Genomic DNA, 17,346 nt, shown 5'->3' on the forward strand with positions numbered 1-17,346 from the left:
CCTACTCCACGAAGCTGTACGGGGGGAGCGGCCCGGTCACCTGCAGCACCAGGTGCCCGTGCTCCTTGCCCAGGGCGTCGGCCGCGTCCGCGAACGCGCCGGCCCGGTCCCGCTCGACGAGGAAGGACAGGTTCGCCAGCCTCCCGGTGCCCTCCGGGCCGGGCCGGCACTCCGCCGCGGCCTTCTCCAGGGCCTCCTGCACGAGGACCGCGTCGCGCGCCTCCCGGTGCTTCACGGCCGCCGCCACGCGCTCGCCGAGGGCGAGCTTCTGCTCGTAGGTGCCGCCGCCCGCCGCCCGCTGCTCCTGGCTCAGCGCCCGCAGTTCGGGGTTGTCGGCGAGGACCTGGTGCAGCACGGCCTCCTCGTCGTGGACGGCCTTCACGTTGTACTCGACCTTGCCGTCGAGGCTCTGGAGCCGCTCCAGGTAGTGTTCCTCCCGCTCCCGCAGGACGGCCAGGACGGCGTCGTCGTCGGGGGAGACCCCGCCGAACCGCAGCGGGAGGACCGTGCCGTCCGCGCCCGCCGCGCCGAGCACGTTCTGGTGGGCGAGGAGGTCCCGCCGCTTCGGCCGCAGGTTCTCGGGCGCGTCGCTCACCAGCGCGGCGACCCCGCCGTGGGTGAGGACCCGCACGGGGCGCGGCGGGTCGCCCACGCCGTCCACCTTCTCCGGGAGCGCGGGGTGCGAGCTGCGGGTGATGCCGTAGACGTAGGTGCTCACTTCTCCTGCTCCTCCTTCTTCTCCTGCCGGGACGTCGACCGGCCGAGGGTCTCGGACACCGTCTGCGCCGCGCCCTGCAGCGCGCCCTTGGTCTTGCCGCGGGCACCGGACTTGGTCATGTCGTCGACGACGTCCGTGAGCTGCGCCGGCGCCTTGCGGCCGGTCTCCAGGTCGAGGCGGTTGCACGCCTCGGCGAAGCGCAGGTACGTGTCGACGCTGGCGACGACGACCCGTACGTCGACCTTGAGGATCTCGATGCCGACGAGCGAGACGCGCACGAACGCGTCGATGACCAGTCCGCGGTCGAGGACGAGTTCCAGGATGTCGTACAGGCCGCTGCTGCCGCCGGAGCCGCCCGGGGTCGTTCGAGTGTCAACCGTCATGTCTTTCCGCCTTTCTGACCAGGTGTCAGCGGTCGGGTGATCGTTGTCGGTCCGTGCTCTGCAAGGGGCCCGGGGCCGCCCGGCGCGGGGCGGCGGCGTCCGCTCGGATCAGCGGGCCTGGCCGTCGGCCCGGCCGCGCTCGTAGCGGCGGACGCGTCGGTAACCGGTGAGCCCGCCGTCCTGGTCGAGTTCCACCTCGTACGAGGCGAGCAGGCTCGTCGTGTCGGGGATCCGGGACAGTTCGACGACCTCGACGGTCAACCGCCAGCCGTCGTCCGTACGGTGGAAGGACGACACGGACTCGGGTTCCCGCCCGGTGAGCTGGGCGAGTTGCTCGCAGGCGAGCCGCAGGGTTTCGGGTGTGTTGGCCATGACCGCCTCCGGATTGCCGCCTCTCGGGGACCCAAACGTCGGGGACCGGAAGGCGGCGGCGCCCCGGTGGGGAGCCGCCGCCGTACGGGTCAGGCGTGCCGGCGCGTCCGGCCGGCGCCGGTGAAGAGCCGGTACAGGGCGAGCAGGATCACCGAGCCGATGATCGCGGCGACCCAGGTGGAGAGGTCGAAGAAGCCGTCGATGGAGTCGACCCCGAAGAGGACCTTGCCCAGCCACCCGCCGAGGAGCCCGCCGGCTATGCCGATGAGCATCGTGATGATGGCGCCGCCGGGGTCGCGCCCCGGCATCAGGGCCTTGGCGATCATGCCGGCGAGCAGGCCGATGAGGATCCACGCGATGATGCCCATGGAGTCTCCTACCGTCGTGTGCGGATGTTTGCCTCGCCTCAGCGCTTTTACCGTCCCGGCACTTCCAAACCCCCGGCCTGGGGCGGACTTTCTCCCGCACAAGCGGCCGCCGCGTGACTTTTTGGGCATTTTCGCCATGCGGAGCGGCTGGAACCGTTTCAATGCCGTGGTGACGGTCAGTCGCATCAGGTACGCGGTCGTGCGCAGCCGGAGGACCGTTGTACTCACCGACGAGCGAAGGAGACTTCCGTGGAGGACTGGCGACAGTCGGCCGCGTGCCGCGACGAGGACCCGGACCTGTTCTTCCCCGTGGGCACCAGCGGCCCGGCCCTGATGCAGGCGGAGGAGGCGAAGCGGATCTGCGCGGGCTGTCCCGTGCGCGAGCCGTGCCTCCGGTGGGCGTTGGACGCCGGCCAGGACTTCGGGGTGTGGGGCGGCACCGGCGAGGAGGAGCGGCGCGCGCTGCACCGCCGCGCGGCCCGCGCCGCCCGCCGGGCGGCCGGCTGAACGCGCGGCGGACGGCCGGCGGACGGCGTGCGCCGTACCGGTCGGCCGGCGGCGACGGCCGGCGGCGAAGACCGGCCGCCGGCCCGGTGGGTCCGGTGCGCCGCGGACGTCCTCCATCGCGATCCCGCGGCGCGGGATCCGCCCCGCCCCCCTCCCGGAACCGCCCGCCGGTTCCGGCGCCCTCCCCTTGCGCGCCTCCCCGGCGGAATCCCCTCCCTGGAAGGAGGGGGAGCGGAAGGGAGAAGGGGTGGGCCCGTGCGCGGGCGGGAAGGCGCACCGCATGACGGAGAGCCACCCGCCCCCTCCCTGGCGCCTGCACGGAACCCTGCACGCCGCCCTGTGGCGGGTGCCCGGACGCCGCCTCCCGCACTGGCCCCTGCCGGCCGGGGTGGACGCGCTGCGGTTCGGACGGTGGCGCGCGGTGGTGACGTTCTGGGTCGACTACCGGCCGGGCGGCACGCTGGCCTACCGCGAGTTGCTGGTCGCCCTGGCCGTACGGTGCGGCGGGTCCCCCGGCGCCTGCGCGGTGGAGGCGTGGGTGGACGACCCCCGGTCCCTGGTGGGCGGCAGGGTCCTGTGGGGCATCCCCAAGGACCCGGCGGTGTTCGCCTTCACCCGGCAGGCCCCGGGGCTGCTGGGCACCGCGATGCGCGCGGACGTGTCCCCGCCGCGCTCCCGGCCGGCCCCGCCGGTGAGCGCGGTGCACCGCCCGCTCCTGCGCCTCCCCGCCGGACTCACGCTGCGGGCCCGTCTGTTCCAGCCCGCCCCGGACGGCCGGGGGGAGCCCTGCGAGGTGCCGCTCCGCCTGACCGGGACGCCCTGGGTCACCCGCACCCGCCTGCACACCGCCCCGGGCGCCCCGCTCGGCTACCTGGCGGGCCTGCGCCCCCTGGCCGCGTGCTCGCTGCGGGACTTCGACTTCACCGTCGCCCCGGCCCGGAGCGTGCGCACCGGGTGACGCGCCCGCGCCCGGCCGACGCGCGCCGACCCCTCCACCGGCTGCGGGGCCCGCGGGCGGCCCCGACGGGTGCCGGCCGCCTTCGCCGGGGCCGCCCGCGGGCCCCGGGACCCGGTGCCCGGCGCGCCCGCGCGGAGGGCCGCCGTGCCGCCCGGCCGCCGCCGCGCCCAGGGCTCCCGGCACCCGCACCCCGCCCGGTCGGCATGGCGCCGGACCGTCGTGTCCCCTCACCTCCCAAAGGGGGTGAATGTTACTTTTCGCCGCAGAACGCATGTGCCGCGAAGGCAGGGGAGTACCCACGTGAAGGTCGTCTGCGTCGGCGGCGGGCCCGCCGGGCTCTACCTGTCCATCCTGCTCAAGCGGCAGGACCCGGGCCACGACGTCACCGTCTGCGAGCGTGACCCGGCCGGTTCCACGTACGGCTGGGGCGTCACGTACTGGGGCGGCCTGCTGGAGAGGCTCTACGCCTACGACCCCCGTCCGCGCAGGCCGTGGGCGGGAACTCGGTCGGCTGGAGCGGCGGCACCGCCCACATCCGCGGGACGACGACGACCCGCCCCGGCGATGACGGCTTCGGCATCGGCCGCCACCGCCTGCTCGACGTCCTCGCCCGCCGGGCCGCGGAACTGGGCGTGCGCCTCCGTTTCGGCCACGAGGTCGGCGCCGCCGACGAATTGCCCGGCGCGGACCTGGTCGTCGCCGGCGACGGCGTCCACAGCGCCCTGCGCGACCGCCACGCCGACCACTTCGGCACCCGCGCCGCGACCGGCCGCAACAAGTACCTGTGGCTCGGTACGACCCGGGCCTTCGCGACCTTCACCTTCGCCTTCACCGAGACCCCCCACGGCTGGATCTGGTGCTACGCCTACCCCTACGCCCGGGACCGCGGCACCTGCGTCGTCGAGTGCTCGCCCGACACCTGGCGGGCCCTGGGCCTCGACCGGATGGACCACCCCGAGTGCCTGGGCGCCCTGGAGGACCTCTTCGCGAAGCCCCTGGCCGGCCACCGGCTCACCGGCCGGCCGCGGGGCGACGGCCGCGCCCCGTGGCTGTCGTTCCGCACCCTGACCAACCGCACGTGGTTCCGCGGCAACCTGGTCCTCGTCGGCGACGCCGCCCACACCACCCACTACTCCGTCGGCGCCGGCACCACCCTCGCCCTCGAGGACGCCATGGCGCTCGCCGACGCGCTGCGCGCAGCCCCCACCCTGCGCCACGCGCTCACCCGCTACGAACGCGAGCGCACCACCGCCCTGCTGCCCCTGCAGAGCGCGGCCCGCTACAGCGCGCGCTGGTACGAGAACCTGCCCCGGTACGCCCGCCTGGAGCCGCGCGAGATGTTCGCCCTCCTCGGCCAGCGGCACTCCCCCTCCTGCCGCACGTACCGCCGCGGCTGTACTACCGGATCGACCGGACGGCCCACCGGCTGGGGCCGCTGCGCGGGCTCAAGCGCCGACTGGGCCCCAGGATCGCCCGCGGCCTGGAGTCGGTCCGCTCCCGTTAGGCGCCGACCCGGACCGGCCGCCGCTCCGGCCGGTCCGGGTCCGGCGGAGGGCCGCCGCTCCGGCAGGGAACCACCGGGGAGCGCACCGCGCCGGTCCCGGCGGCCGGGGCGCCCCGTGCGGGGAAGGGGACCCGCGACCGGCGGCGTGAGCGGCGGGGGCCGACCGCCGCCCCGCACGGCCGGCTCCCTTCCCGGCCGCTGAGGCACCGCCCTGACCGCGTGGGCGTAGCATGTCCGATACTCTCCGTCACGCCCCCGGCCGCCCCCGTCACGGCCCCGGAAGCGCCCCCACCGGGCCGCACGGCAGCGCCCATGCGGAGGATCCCGGTCATATGGTGGCCGAATACCGCCCTCCCGCCCGTCCGGTCCGGGCGGTCCCGGTCCGGTTCGTACGGGGCGCCGGGCACCGGCCGGTGTGCATTACCTCTCGTTCCGTGACCCGCTGTCACGGCTTCCCTCTAAGCTGCCGTGAGACACGCCGTGGGCGGGCCCCGTCCGCGGCGACAGGAGAAGCCCTACAGAAAGCAGAGTCAGCCTGTGTTCCAGGAGACCCCGATCTACAGCCGGCTCGTCGAGGAGAGAGGCGACGTCCCCCAGGCGGTGCGCGGTGAGGCCGAACGCATACAGCGGGACCTCGGGCGGCTGATCGCCCTGAGCCCGCAGCCCCAGGTCGGTGGTCACCACTACCACCCCCAGCCGGCCCACTAGCCGCGGTGCCACCGCCGTACGGGCGTGGCACCGCGGCACACGCGACCCGGAGGAGACCCCTCGCGCCGCAGGGGCGCCACACGCCCGCTCCGCGCCCCGGGCAGGGCGACCGGAGCGGGACCTGCGCGGAGCGCCGGCACCACCCGACCCCCCGATTTCGCACATCGGCACGCCCTGCCGGGGGAGAAGACCGCGATCCGGGGAAGGCGGAAAGCGTGGACGACAGCGAGGAGGGCCGGGAGCGGTCCAGGGAACTGCTCGACGGGCTGACCGTCGACAGCAGCAGGCCCGAGCAGCCCGTGCTGCTGGACGGGTCCGGCGCGGCCATCGAGACCTGGCGGGAGAACTACCCGTACGCGGCGAAGATCCGGCGCGGCGACTACGAGCGGCGCAAGCGCGTGCTGCAGATCGAGATGCTGAAGCTCCAGCGGTGGGTGAAGGACACCGGCCAGCGCCTCGTGGTCCTCTGCGAAGGGCGCGACGCGGCCGGCAAGGGCGGGACCATCCAGCGGTTCACCGAGCGGCTCAACCCCCGGGGCGCCCGCGTGGTCGCCCTGGACAAGCCCACCGAGAAGGAGGCCACCCAGTGGTACTTCCAGCGGTACGTGGCGCACCTCCCGTCGGCCGGTGAGATCGTCTTCTTCGACCGGTCCTGGTACAACCGGGCCGGCGTCGAGCGCGTCATGGGCTTCTGCACCGATGAGCAGTACGGGCTCTTCCTGAGGCAGTGCCCGCTCTTCGAGCGGATGCTCGTCGAGGACGGCGTCCTCCTCGTGAAGTTCTGGTTCTCCGTCTCCCGGGCCGAGCAGCGGACGCGGTTCGCGATCCGGCAGGTGGACCCGGTGCGGCAGTGGAAGCTCTCGCCCGTCGACCTCGAGTCGCTGGACCGGTGGGACGACTACACCACCGCCAAGGTCGAGATGTTCCGCGCCACCGACACGCCCTACGCCCCCTGGACGGTCGTCAAGAGCAACGACAAGCGGCGCGGCCGCCTGGAGGCGATGCGCAGTCTGCTGTGGCGCTTCGACTACGACCGCAAGGACGAGCAGGTCATCGGCGAACCGGATCCGTTGATCGTGGGCGCCGCGGACACCCTGCTGGAGGCGGGGGAGGAGAGCGCGGCCCTCTCCCCGACGCCGCTCGCCCACCCCGCCGGCCGCCCCGGCGTCCACCCGGAGGACCCGGCGGAAGGACCGGAGGGGGACCCCGGGGACGCGGACCGGCCCAAGGAGGGATCCCCCGGCCGCTGACGCCGCCCCGACCGGCGGACCGCCGGTGACGCTCCGACGCCCACAGGCCGGGCGGCCGTGCCGGTTCCGAGCCGGACACCACGTCGTCTGGTGGCCGGTCACCCGGGCGCCGGTCCGCAGAGCGGAGGCGGACGACGGTTCCCGGCCGGCCGGTGACGCCTGGTCCGCAGGGCCCGCCCGGCCCCTTCCCCGGCAGGAGCCCGGAGGGACGGGCCCTGCCTCCCGGCCGAGGTCGACCCCCTCGGGCCGGGCTCGATCGAGCCGCCGGCCGCCCCGGCCGAACATCCGGGGGAACGCCCCGGAAGTCACGTTCCGCTCCAGCGGAGCCGGGGGCGCCGATGGGAAGGCCGTCACCGGCCGCAAACGGCGGCGGCCCTGCGGGGAAGCCACCCGTGTGGGCGGACGCGGGGGCGAACGGCTGTGGTGGGCGAAGCCTCGCGGGGGCGATCGACGATCGTGGGCCGTCCCTCGCCGGACCCGGGTGAGCCGGCTGAACACCGGACGCTGCCGGGGGACGGGCACGGGCCCGTGTCCGGCGAACGCGGCGCGACGGGACCGCGCTGGCCGCGCCGCTCAAGCCCTGCACGCGGTACGGCCGGTCTCCCCGGGGCCGGTCCGGGCCGTCGGGCGGGGCGGTGGGGCCCGTCGCCCGGCGGGGACGGGCGCCTGGAGCCGAGACGGACGCGCACGGGTGGACCGGCCGGGCGATCGAGCACCACCCGGGCGCAGGTCCGCGGGCAGCTCACGGAGCGCGAGCGTGAGGTCCTTGTGCTCGCGGCGCGTGGCCTTTCCCATGCCGGCATCTCCGAGTACCTCCACCCCGGCAACGGCGCCGTCAAGGCCCGCGTCGGCCGGCTGCTGGGCAAGCTGCGTGCGCGGGACCGCGCGCAGCTGGTGACCGGCGCCTACGAGGCGGGGCCCGTCGGCGTCGTTCATCGATCGGCCGATCGATGCGCAGGACCGGTAAGCGGGGGCGCGGAGCCGGATCGGCACCGGATCGCGCCCACAAACCGGATCGCGCCCATAAAACGGTGTCGGGGAGTCGGTGGGCTCAAGAGCTTGAGGGGCACTCTTTCCCGTGCGATCCGGCGGATGCAGCCACCTCGGGACGACGGCACCGCCGGCCTTCTCCCACCTGCTCTGGCCGTACGGACCGGCGGCCTCGTGGGATACCCGCGCGCATCCACCGAAGGGCAGGTGCTGGACCGGCGGATCCACGCTCCCACCGGAGCAGGGGGCGTCCGGGCCCTCGCCGCCGGGAAGTCCGGCGGGAACGCCGAACGCGAGGAACCGCGGAAGGCCCTCGACCGCCTGCGCGCGGAAGGCGCCGGTGCCCGTAACCGCCCTTCGTCCCGCCTCGTTCAGCAGCGGGACCACCGGGGAGACGAGGAGACGGCCCATGGCCCGCTGGCCGCGCGGAGTCCGCGCCCTGACCGCCGCCGTGACGGCGGCGGCCCTCACCCTGCCGGGCGGCATGGCCGCCGCCTCCGCACCGGCCGCCGGGAGCCGGCCCCCGGCCTGCCGGGGGCCGGCTCCCGAATGCGTACGGGAGGCGCGCCGCGCCCTGGAGGCCGTCCGCGACGAGTTGCGCTGCGACCACCGCGCGCCCTTCCCGGCGATCTACGTCCGGCTCCAGGAGTCGCTGGAGGCGGCGGTCGCCGGCAGCGGGGGCTTCGAGGAGCCGTCCTGGCTCGCGGGTGACCTCAACACCGGTTTCCTGAGCCTGTACTTCGACGCCTACGAGGCCGATCGGGCGGGCCGCCCCGTGCCGGAGGCGTGGCGGGCCGCGTTCGACGCGGCACGCAGGTCCGACGTCAACGCGGGCCAGGACGTGCTCCTCGGCGCGAACGCCCACATCCAGCGGGACCTCCCCCACGTGATCGCCGCGCTGGGGCTCACCCGGCCCGACGGCGGCTCCCGCAAGCCCGACTACGACCGTTTCCAGGCGGTCCTCGACCGCGCCCACGGGCCCGCCGTCCAGGACGTCGCCCGCCACTACGATCCGCTCGTCGCCCTGGCGGACGACCGCCGCAACCCCCTCGCGGGCCGCACCGCCGGCGAGCTCCTCCGCTCGTGGCGCGAGCAGGCGTGGGAGCACGCCCGGCAGCTCGCCGGCGCCCCGGACCAGCGGGCCCGCGACCGCGTCGCACGGAGGATCGAGACGAACGCCGGACGGTGGGCGGGGCTGCTCGGGACCGTCCGCGTACCGGGCTACCGGGCGGTCCGCGACACGTACTGCCGCAGCCGCGGCACCCGGGACGGCCTGCCGTCGGCGTCCGGAGCGGCCGGGCGGTAGGAACCGGCCGGCGCGGTGAGCGGTTCGGCGCGCGGCGGGCGCAGCAGGGCGGACGTCGCGGCGGCGGAGGTCTCGGCGGAGACGCTGCGCGAGATCGGGACCGGACGGGCGCCGGCTCCGGCGTTCTTCCCCGCGGCCGCGCCCGGCGTCTCCCGGGACGAGCCGGCGGCGGCCTGCGCGGACGACCGGGAGCAGGGCGGCCCGGCGGCGTTCAGCGCCTGAACGGCGTCCTCGCGGCCGGGGCGCCCGCCGCGTTCAGCGCGCCAGCCGGTCGAGGGCCGCGAGGACGGGCGCGATGCCGTCCTCCTCGGCCAGGCGGGTGGCCAGCGCCCGGGCGCGGACGCCGTGGGAGCGGTCGGCCGTCGCCCGGCGCAGGGCGCGGGCCAGGGCGCCGGCGGTGAGGCGGCGCAGGGGGACGGCCTCGGGCGCGGCGCCGAGCGCGACGAGCCGGGACGCCCAGAAGGCCGCGTCGAACTGCACGGGCACCGGCACGCTGGGCACCCCCGCCCGCAGGGCGGCCGCGGTGGTGCCCGCCCCCGCGTGGTGGACGACGGCGGCCATGCGGGGGAAGAGCAGGGAGTGCGGCACTTCGCCGACGGCGATCACGTCGTCGCCTTCGACGGCCAGGCCCGCCCAGCCCCGCTGGACGACCCCGCGCAGTCCCGCCGCGCGCAGGGCCGCCACGGTCTGCCGGCTGACCCGCCCGGGGTCCGGCACGGTGGCGCTGCCCAGCCCGACGAACACCGGGGCGGGCCCGGCGGCGAGGAACGCCTCCAACTCGCCGGGGAGCCCCCGCCCGGTCTCGTGCGGCCACCAGTAGCCGGCCACGTCCAGTCCGGGACGCCAGTCCCGCGGGCGCGGCACCACCAGTCCGCTGAACCCGTGCAGCACCGGCCACAGCCGGCGCTCCCGTGCCCGATGGGCCGCGAAGGGGCCGGTCGCCCGGAGCCCGTACCGCCGCCGCAGGGTCCGTACGGGCCCTGCGGCCACCCGGCCGACGGCGGCGGTGACGGCCAGTCCGCTGAGCCGGTTGCCCACCGGGCCCATCGGCCGCACCCCGAGGACCGGCGCCGGGAACTCCCGCGTCGGGTGCTGCGGCTGGAGGTGCAGGCCCAGGCCGGGCAGCGACAGGCCCTCGGCGATGGCGTACCCGAGCGGCCCCAGCGCGCCGCCGACCAGCAGGACGTCGGCCTGCCGGGCGGCCTCCACCAGGGACGCCGTCATGTCGTCGGCCGCCGCCCGGGCCAGGGACGCCAGCCGCACCAGCTTGCCGGCCCCGGTCCTGCTGTCGTGCAGCTTCCGGCCGCGCGCGGAGTGCAGCTCGGCCCGGGGATCGACCGGCAGCGCGTGGAACCGCACCCCCGAACCGGCCATCAGCGGCTCGAACACCCCGTGGGCGGCGAGCGTCACCTCGTGCCCGGCCCGTACGAGACCGGCACCCAGACCCGTGTAGGGGGCCACGTCGCCCCGCGACCCCGCCGTCATCATCACCACCCGCATCCCGTCAGTCTGCCGCCCCGTGCGACGGCGGGACAGGGGACCCGCCCCACCCGGCCGGGTCCCGCGCCGCCCTCCGGCCCCGGGCCCCCGACCCCACGGGCCCGGCCCCCCGCTCCCGGCCCGGTACCGCGGCCCCGCGCCCGCAGCCCCGCGGCGCCGGAGCCGCGCCCCCGGCACCGCGGGGAGCGGCCCCCGGTTCCCCCGCCCCGGATCCGGCGGCGAGCGGTCCCTCCCGTACCCGCCCGGACGCGGCGCGGTGACCCGACCGCGAGGGGAGACGCACAGCATGGACACGGGACATGAGTCGCGGTGGGAGGAGGACGCGATGACGGTGGAGATCGTTTTTGCGCTGGTGACCGCCGCCGTGCCGGCTGGGGTGGTCCCTGCCGTGGCCCGGACCCTCGTCCTGGCCCTTGGCCTGTCCGGTCCGGCGGGGAAGGGCGTGTCGCCGGGGGGCGCACTGCTCGGTGCTGTGGCCGGAGCGCGGCGTCCGGTACGGGTGCTGCTCCGGTTCGACGAGCAGCGCCGAACGGGCCGCTGACGTTCTCTCAGCGGTGATCGTTTCCAGATTCCGTCGAGGACGGGGGCGGCGCGGGCGATGCCGCCCGTCCGGCTGGGGCTGATGGTGACCTGCTGCAGGGTGCGCCGGCGCTGCCTGGGTTCGGCGGCGGCGCGTTCGCCGAGGGCGCGGATGCCTCCGACCGAGCCGTCGACGGCTCGTGTGTCCGTGCGCGGGCCCCGCCCGGACCGGCCCTCCGGACGGCGGACGGGGACGTGGATGCCGGTCCCGGCACCGATGCGGCCCTTGCCGGCCAGGGCAGGCGGGCCGTCGGCCGCGGCTTTGCACAGGGCGGGCGGGCCGTGGAGGCGGGCGACGGCGGTGTCGGGGCGGCGCCGGGCTCGACGCCGGAGACCCGCGGCGGTGTGCCGTTGGGTGCGGCCGGAAGCCGGATGTCTCCGGCGGAGCGGCGGGCCTTGCCCGAACGCCACGGGTCGCCGTTCTCCCGTACCCCGGCCACGCGGTCGCAGCCGGTCGGGGCTCCGTACGGGATGAGGCGGCTCACCCCCTCGCCCCGGCAGCGGTCGAGGGGTGGGCGCGGGCCGGGGCGTGCTCGGCGAGGGCGGCGATGGATCCCCTGAGGGCCGGGATCCCGCCGGGGACGTACACGCCACTGCGTGGAATAGGTATTCCAGCAGGTGAAATGGTATGCCACAGGCGTGTCGTCCGATCTTCAGGGCAGTCGGACAGTGCGAGCGCGGTCGAGCCGCGCACTGGCCTGAGGAGTGACGGTGACACTGGCTGTCGGAGTGGAAGAGGAGTTCCATGTCCTCGAGGTGGAGACCGGGAAGCTGGTCCCGCGGGCCGGAGACGTGCTCCAGGGCCTGCCGAAGGGGCGCTTCACCACGGAGCTCCTCCAGTCGATCGTCGAGTCGAACAGCGACGTCCACACCACGCTGGACGCCCTGTGGGCCGATCTGATCCAGTCGAGGGCACGACTCGGCGGCAGCGCCGCGGGCCACGGCCTGGCGGTGGTGGCGGCGGGCACCGTACCGCTCGCGGACAGCGGGGCGGACCGCGTGACGCCGGACCGCCGCTACCGGCACATGGTGTCGGAGTACCGCCGCATCGCCGACGAGCAGCTGATCTGCGGCACCCACGTGCACGTCGACGTCCCCGACCGCGACACCGCGGTCCGGGCGATGTGCACGATCTCGCCCTGGGTGCCGGTGCTGCTGGCGCTCTCCGCCAGCTCGCCCTTCTGGGCGGGCGCGGACACCGGCTACGCGAGCTGGCGCACCATGCTGTGGCAGCGCTGGCCCACCGCCGGCCCCGCCGGGTGCTTCCCCGACGCCGCCGGGTACGACACCGCCGTCAGCGAGCTGATCGCGTCCGGCGTGGTCACCGACCCGGGGATGATCTACTACGATCTCCGCCCCTCCGACCACCAGCCCACGCTGGAGCTGCGCGTCTGCGACTCCTCCCCGAGCGCCGAGACGGTCGTCCTGATCGCGGCGATCTTCCGGGCGCTGGTGATGCGGGCGACCGCACGCGTCGCCGCCGGCGGGGCCCCGCAGTGCGACGGCCGGCACGAGTGGCTGCGCGCGGCCACCTGGCGGGCGGCGCGCTCGGGCCTGGAGGGCGACCTGGTCGACCCGGTGTCCCGCCGCCCGGCCCCCGCGGCCCGCGTCGTGCGGACCATGCTGACGCGGCTGCGCCCGGAGCTGGAGGAGTGCGGCGACTGGGCGACCGTGCGGGAGCTGACCGAGAAGGCCATCGCCGACGGCAGCGCCGCGTACCGGCTGCGCCGCACCGCCGCCGGCGAGGACCTGCTGGCCTGCGTCGACGAGCTGATCGCCCTGACGCGCGGGCCGGGCGGCCGGGCCGATCTCGCCCAGACGGTCGTCAGGGGCCCCCGGCCGGGCTGCGCCGCGGGTCCGTGGAGCCCATCGGGGGCTGACCCGCGGCCGGGCGCACGGCGCCCTCGCGTACCCGTCCGGACGGTCCGGTGCGGGACACACACCGAAGGAGGAACCCCATGTGCGGCGACACCACACTCGCCTGCCGCATGAACGCCCGGGCCCCGCGGCCGCGCGGCGGCGAGGAGGACGAGGCGCTCCGCGCGGGAGGTGAGACGCGATGTGCGGCCTGAGCGGCGAGATACGGTTCGACGGCGGACGGCCGGACCTGGACGCGGTACGGCGCATGAACGACCGGCTGGCGCCCCGCGGCCCCGACGGCGAGGGCCTGTGGACCCGGGGCCCCGTCGCCCTCGGGCACCGACGGCTGAAGATCATCGACCTGTCCGACCGCGGCGCCCAGCCCATGACCGACGGCCCCGACGGCCTGGTGACCGGTGTCTTCAACGGCTGCCTGTACAACTACCAGGAACTGCGGCGGGAGCTGCGACGCCTGGGTCACCGCTTCGTGTCCACGTCGGACACGGAGGTGCTGATCAAGGCGTACCTCCAGTGGGGCACCGAGTGCGTCGACCGGTTCTACGGGATGTTCGCGTTCGCGCTCCTCGACCACCGCACGGGGCGGCTCGTCCTCGGCCGCGACCGGCTCGGGATCAAGCCCCTGTACCTGGCGGCCGCCCCCGGGCGGCTCCGGTTCGCCTCCTCCCTGCCCGCCCTCCTGGCCGCCGGCGGGGTGGACACCTCGATCGACCCGGTCGCCCTCCACCAGTACCTGACGTGGCACGCGACCGTCGCGGCGCCCCGCACGATCCTCACCGGCGTGACCAAGCTGCCCCCGGCCACGGTCCGCGTGGTCGAGCCGGACGGCACCCACCGCGACCACCGCTACTGGGAGCCGTCGTACACCCGCCGCCCGGAGCACGAGGGGATGAGCGCCGACGAGTGGCGCGACGCGGTGCTGGAGGCGCTGCGCGTCGCCGTGCGGCGCCGCATGGTCGCCGACGTCCCCGTGGGCGTGCTGCTCTCCGGCGGCCTGGACTCCAGCCTGGTGGTGGCGCTCCTCGCCGAAGAGGGGCAGCGCGACCTCGCGACGTTCAGCGTCGGCTTCGAGTCGGCCGGCGGCGAGGAGGGCGACGAGTTCCGCTACTCCCGGTTGATGGCCGAGCAGTTCGGCACCGACCACCACGAGCTGATGGTGCCGTCCACCGAGGTGTCGGGCGCGCTGGACGCGGCCGTCGCGGCGATGGCCGAACCCATGGTCAGCCATGACGTGATCGCCTTCCACCTGCTGTCGCGGCAGGTCGCCGAGCACGTCAAGGTGGTGCAGAGCGGCCAGGGCGCGGACGAGGTCTTCGCCGGCTACCACTGGTACCCGCGCCTCGCCGTGCCCGAGCGGGAGAGGGCGGCGGAGGCGTACGCGGAGGCCTACTTCGACCGCACGCACGCCGACCTCGGCCGCATCGTCCAGCCCCACCTGCTGCCCGGCGAGGACGTGTCGCGGCGGTTCGTGGACGAGCACATGGCCCGTCCCGGGGCGGAGACCGCCCTCGACGCGGCCCTGCGGCTGGACACCCACGTCATGCTCGTCGACGACCCCGTCAAGCGCGTCGACAACATGACCATGGACTGGGGCCTGGAGGCCCGGGTGCCGTTCCTCGACCACGAGCTGGTCGAGCTGGCGGCGGCCTGCCCGCCCGAGCTGAAGCTCGCCCACGACGGCAAGGGCGTGCTCAAGGAGGCCGGACGCAAGCTGCTGCCCGCCGAGGTGGTGGACCGGCCCAAGGGGTACTTCCCCGTACCCGCGATCAAGCACATGGCGGGCCCGGTGCTCGACCGGGTGCGCGACGCGCTGAACGCACCCGAGGCCAGGGCCCGCGGCATCTTCCGGGAGGAGTACGTGGCGGAGCTCCTCGCGGCACCCGACGAGCACCGTACGAGGCGAGGGGCGAACGGTCTGTGGCAGGTAGCGTTGCTGGAGCTATGGCTGCAGAAGCACGGCATCAGCTGACGGGTCCCCGCGAGGACGGCCGGGAGGCGCCGGTCGCGGCGCCCTCGGCCGTTCCCCTGGCGCCGGCCGAGGGCGCCCGCGACGAGCCCGTCCGGCTCACCGCCCACGGCTGCTGGTACCCGTCGGCCGACCCCTACGGGGCGCGGATCGCGTTCGTCTGCGACCGCGGCGGCGTGCCGCAGCTGTGGACGGGCCCGGTGGACGGCGGGGAGGCGCACCTCCTCGACGCGGGCCCCGATCCCGTCTCGGAGGTGTCGTGGTCCCCGGACGGCCGGTGGATCGCCTACACCACCCGGCCGGGCGGCGGGGAGCACTCGCGCGTGCTGTGCGTGCGCCCCGACGGCACCGGACGCCGCGTCCTGGCGGGCGCGGAGCCCGGTACCTCCGCCTACCTCGGGTGCTGGCTCCACGACGGGTCCGCCGTCGCGGTCACCGTCGCCTCCCCGGCCGGAACCGGTCCGGCGCCCGTCACCGCGGCGCCGGCCGGGGAACCGGCCGGGGAGGGCGAGCCGCACGCCGTGGCGCCGCCGGCCGGCTGGAGCGAGCGCGACGGCCACGCCGTCCTGCTGGGCGGCGCGCACCGGGGCGACGTGGACCCCGCCGTCCGCGCCCTGGGGGCCGCCGCCTTCGGCGCGCGGCTCCCGGGCGCCCCGCCCGCGGCGCACCGCCCGCCGCTCCCCGGCGCGCCCACGGTGCGGGCGGGCAACGGACTCGCGGCGTACCTCATCGATCCCGACGGGGTGGCGGCGCCCGTGCTGGTCGCCGTCGAGCAGACGGCCGCCACGCTCCGCGTCTGCGACGTGAGCCGCGACGGCCGGCTGGCAGTGCTGCGGCGAGGGCCCCGCAACCGGCGGGAGGCCGTCGTGGTGCGCCTGGCGGACCTGGAGGCGGCGGCCGCCGTACCGGTCGCCGACGGCGATCCGTGGGTCGGCGCCTTCTCCCCGGACGCGCGCCGGCTCTGGCTGCGCAGCGACGCCGGGCGGGAGTTCGCGGCCCTGCTGGGGGCGGACCTGGCCCCTGACGGGAGCATCACGGGCCTTTCGGCGGCCGCCGAGCGCGACGGGGCGGGCCTGGAGCTCCTCGCCGTGGCCCACGAGGGCCGGGGCGCCTTCCTGGCGTGGAACGACGGCGGGATGAGCGAGCTGGAGTTCCGGACCCTCCCGGACACCGCGGCCGGGCCCGCCGCGGCGCCCGCGGTGGCGGCGGGCCGGGGGGGTGCCGCTGCCCCACGAGGTCGTCACCCGGATCGCGCCCGCCGGTGCGGGCGGCGCGGCCATCGCCCTGAGCGGCTCCCGGCGGCGCCCCGGGATCTGGTGGTTGCCGGAGGCCGGCGCCCCGCTCATGACACCGTGGTCCTCCCGTGACGAGGACGCGGTGCCACCCGGACGCCGCCCCACCCGGCCGGTCCGGCACCGGTTCACCGCGCGTGACGGGACGCCGCTGAGCGGCTGGTACTACCGTGCGCCGGGCCGGGCCCCCAGCCGGCCCGCGCCCTGCGTCATCCACCTGCACGGCGGGCCCGAGGAGCAGGAGCGGCCCGTGCTCGACCCGCTCTACCACGAGCTGCTGGGCCGCGGGCTCGACGTCTTCGCGCCGGACGTGCGCGGCTCGTCGGGCCACGGGCGGTCCTTCGTCGACGCCGACCTCGGCACGGGCCGGTTCGCCGCGATCGAGGACGTCGCCGACTGCGCCGCGCACGCCGTGCTCGCGGGGCCCGCCGACCCGTCGCGGCTGGCGGTGATGGGCCGCTCGTACGGCGGCTACCTCGTCATGGCCTGCCTGGTGTGGCACCCGGAGCTGTTTCGCACCGGCGTGGCCGTGTGCGGCATGTCGGACTTCCGGACGTTCTTCGCCGGTACGGAACCCTGGATCGCCGAGTCGGCGGCGCACAAGTACGGCCACCCCGAACGCGACCGCGACCTGCTGCGGTCGTTGTCGCCCCTGCACCGGGTGGACGCCCTGCGCGTGCCGGTCCTGGCGGTCCACGGCGAGCACGACACGAACGTGCCGCCCGGCGAGTCGGAGCAGTTCGTGCGGGCGGCACGGGAGCGGGGCGTCCCCGCCGAGATGCTGACCCTGCGCGACGAGGGCCACGAGTTCCAGCGGGCCGACAACCGGCGCCTCTTCCGCCGTACCGCGGCCGACTGGCTGGAGCGCCACCTCGCCGGCGGGGGCGGCGGCCCGGCGCCCCTCGGCCACGGCGAGGACTGACCGGCGGGCGCGCCGCCCCGCCCGCCTCCCGGCGCGCCCTTCCCCGGCCTCCCGCCCCGCCGCACCGCGCCCGCTCTTCGGTGCCGCACCCGGCCTCCGGCCGCCCGGCGCGTCCCCGCGTTCCGCCCCGCCCCGTCCGCCGCGG

At 76.3% G+C, this 17,346-nt stretch carries 14 protein-coding genes and 3 pseudogenes; 12 read left to right on the plus strand and 5 right to left on the minus strand.

Going from position 1 to position 17,346, the window contains the following annotated elements:
• Position 1: 1 nt before the first annotated feature.
• The 4 genes from LUW75_RS23610 to LUW75_RS23625 form a co-directional block, all read right to left on the minus strand.
• Positions 2 to 718 carry a GvpL/GvpF family gas vesicle protein gene (locus tag LUW75_RS23610; RefSeq protein WP_250337410.1) on the minus strand — a complete coding sequence of 239 codons (717 nt, stop codon included), beginning with the start codon at positions 716 to 718 and terminating at the stop codon, positions 2 to 4.
• Positions 715 to 1,101, minus strand: coding sequence for a gas vesicle protein GvpJ (gene gvpJ, locus LUW75_RS23615; protein ID WP_250337411.1), 387 nt, complete (start codon positions 1,099 to 1,101; stop codon positions 715 to 717). Before gvpJ ends, LUW75_RS23610 begins: the two co-directional genes overlap by 4 nt.
• Before the next feature lie 108 nt (positions 1,102 to 1,209).
• A complete protein-coding gene (locus LUW75_RS23620; protein ID WP_462933808.1) occupies positions 1,210 to 1,566 on the minus strand; it encodes a gas vesicle protein GvpO in 357 nt (118 codons plus the stop codon).
• Positions 1,563 to 1,841, minus strand: coding sequence for a GlsB/YeaQ/YmgE family stress response membrane protein (locus LUW75_RS23625; protein ID WP_250337413.1), 279 nt, complete (start codon positions 1,839 to 1,841; stop codon positions 1,563 to 1,565). The genes LUW75_RS23620 and LUW75_RS23625 overlap by 4 nt, the downstream gene beginning before the upstream one ends.
• 249 nt (positions 1,842 to 2,090) lie before the next feature.
• On the opposite strand from LUW75_RS23625, the gene LUW75_RS23630 reads away from it, so the two are divergent.
• The 8 genes and pseudogenes from LUW75_RS23630 (at position 2,091) to LUW75_RS23670 (ending at position 9,286) form a co-directional block, all read left to right on the plus strand.
• Positions 2,091 to 2,348 (plus strand): WhiB family transcriptional regulator, encoded by a 258-nt coding sequence (locus tag LUW75_RS23630; RefSeq protein ID WP_250337414.1) that lies wholly within the window; start codon positions 2,091 to 2,093, stop codon positions 2,346 to 2,348.
• 280 nt (positions 2,349 to 2,628) lie between these two features.
• Positions 2,629 to 3,306, plus strand: coding sequence for an acetoacetate decarboxylase family protein (locus LUW75_RS24430; RefSeq protein WP_284453864.1), 678 nt, complete (start codon positions 2,629 to 2,631; stop codon positions 3,304 to 3,306).
• A gap of 300 nt (positions 3,307 to 3,606) precedes the next feature.
• Positions 3,607 to 4,810, plus strand: a pseudogene (locus tag LUW75_RS23645) (FAD-dependent monooxygenase).
• Positions 4,811 to 5,347: 537 nt separating this feature from the next.
• Entirely contained in the window at positions 5,348 to 5,518 is a 171-nt protein-coding gene (locus LUW75_RS23650) for a hypothetical protein (protein WP_250337415.1), read from the plus strand.
• Positions 5,519 to 5,733: 215 nt separating this feature from the next.
• Positions 5,734 to 6,768 (plus strand): polyphosphate kinase 2, encoded by a 1,035-nt coding sequence (gene ppk2 / locus LUW75_RS23655; RefSeq protein ID WP_250337416.1) that lies wholly within the window; start codon positions 5,734 to 5,736, stop codon positions 6,766 to 6,768.
• A gap of 528 nt (positions 6,769 to 7,296) precedes the next feature.
• Positions 7,297 to 7,656, plus strand: a pseudogene (locus tag LUW75_RS25065) (helix-turn-helix domain-containing protein); the annotation flags it as partial.
• A gap of 511 nt (positions 7,657 to 8,167) precedes the next feature.
• On the plus strand, positions 8,168 to 9,064 hold the full coding sequence (locus LUW75_RS23665; protein WP_250337417.1) for a DUF5995 family protein: 897 nt from the start codon (positions 8,168 to 8,170) through the stop codon (positions 9,062 to 9,064).
• 15 nt (positions 9,065 to 9,079) lie between these two features.
• Positions 9,080 to 9,286: a transcriptional regulator gene (locus LUW75_RS23670; protein WP_250337418.1), complete on the plus strand. Its 207-nt coding sequence runs from the start codon at positions 9,080 to 9,082 to the stop codon at positions 9,284 to 9,286.
• Positions 9,287 to 9,319: 33 nt separating this feature from the next.
• Here LUW75_RS23670 and LUW75_RS23675 read toward each other — a convergent pair whose 3' ends face one another.
• Positions 9,320 to 10,564, minus strand: a complete 1,245-nt coding sequence (locus LUW75_RS23675) for a glycosyltransferase (RefSeq protein ID WP_250337419.1) — start codon at positions 10,562 to 10,564, stop codon at positions 9,320 to 9,322.
• Between the two features lie 286 nt (positions 10,565 to 10,850).
• Between LUW75_RS23675 and LUW75_RS23680 the strand changes: the two genes are divergently transcribed.
• The 4 genes and pseudogenes from LUW75_RS23680 to LUW75_RS25070 all read left to right on the plus strand — a co-directional run bounded on the left by LUW75_RS23680 (position 10,851) and on the right by LUW75_RS25070 (position 17,201).
• Positions 10,851 to 11,105: a DUF6332 family protein gene (locus LUW75_RS23680; RefSeq protein ID WP_250337420.1), complete on the plus strand. Its 255-nt coding sequence runs from the start codon at positions 10,851 to 10,853 to the stop codon at positions 11,103 to 11,105.
• A gap of 749 nt (positions 11,106 to 11,854) precedes the next feature.
• The gene (locus LUW75_RS23685) at positions 11,855 to 13,135 is read left to right on the plus strand and encodes a carboxylate-amine ligase (protein ID WP_250337421.1); all 1,281 of its coding nucleotides are present in this window, start codon (positions 11,855 to 11,857) and stop codon (positions 13,133 to 13,135) included.
• 67 nt (positions 13,136 to 13,202) lie between these two features.
• The gene (locus tag LUW75_RS23690) at positions 13,203 to 14,990 is read left to right on the plus strand and encodes an N-acetylglutaminylglutamine amidotransferase (protein ID WP_250337422.1); all 1,788 of its coding nucleotides are present in this window, start codon (positions 13,203 to 13,205) and stop codon (positions 14,988 to 14,990) included.
• Positions 14,963 to 17,201: pseudogene (locus LUW75_RS25070) on the plus strand (prolyl oligopeptidase family serine peptidase). Before LUW75_RS23690 ends, LUW75_RS25070 begins: the two are co-directional and overlap by 28 nt.
• Positions 17,202 to 17,346: the final 145 nt, after the last annotated feature.

The sequence above is a fragment of the Streptomyces sp. MRC013 genome, assembly GCF_023614235.1.
In the GTDB taxonomy this organism is placed as follows: Bacteria; Actinomycetota; Actinomycetes; order Streptomycetales; family Streptomycetaceae; genus Streptomyces.

What these genes read in the sequence shown, in the direction of transcription:
- gvpJ (WP_250337411.1), bottom strand. Translation starts at nt 1,101, where the DNA reads ATGACGGTTGACACTCGAACGACCCCGGGCGGCTCCGGCGGCAGCAGC.
- LUW75_RS23625 (WP_250337413.1), bottom strand. Translation starts at nt 1,841, where the DNA reads ATGGGCATCATCGCGTGGATCCTCATCGGCCTGCTCGCCGGCATGATC.
- LUW75_RS24430 (WP_284453864.1), top strand. Translation starts at nt 2,629, where the DNA reads ATGACGGAGAGCCACCCGCCCCCTCCCTGGCGCCTGCACGGAACCCTG.
- LUW75_RS23665 (WP_250337417.1), top strand. Translation starts at nt 8,168, where the DNA reads ATGGCCCGCTGGCCGCGCGGAGTCCGCGCCCTGACCGCCGCCGTGACG.
- LUW75_RS23675 (WP_250337419.1), bottom strand. Translation starts at nt 10,564, where the DNA reads ATGCGGGTGGTGATGATGACGGCGGGGTCGCGGGGCGACGTGGCCCCC.
- LUW75_RS23680 (WP_250337420.1), top strand. Translation starts at nt 10,851, where the DNA reads ATGGACACGGGACATGAGTCGCGGTGGGAGGAGGACGCGATGACGGTG.
- LUW75_RS23690 (WP_250337422.1), top strand. Translation starts at nt 13,203, where the DNA reads ATGTGCGGCCTGAGCGGCGAGATACGGTTCGACGGCGGACGGCCGGAC.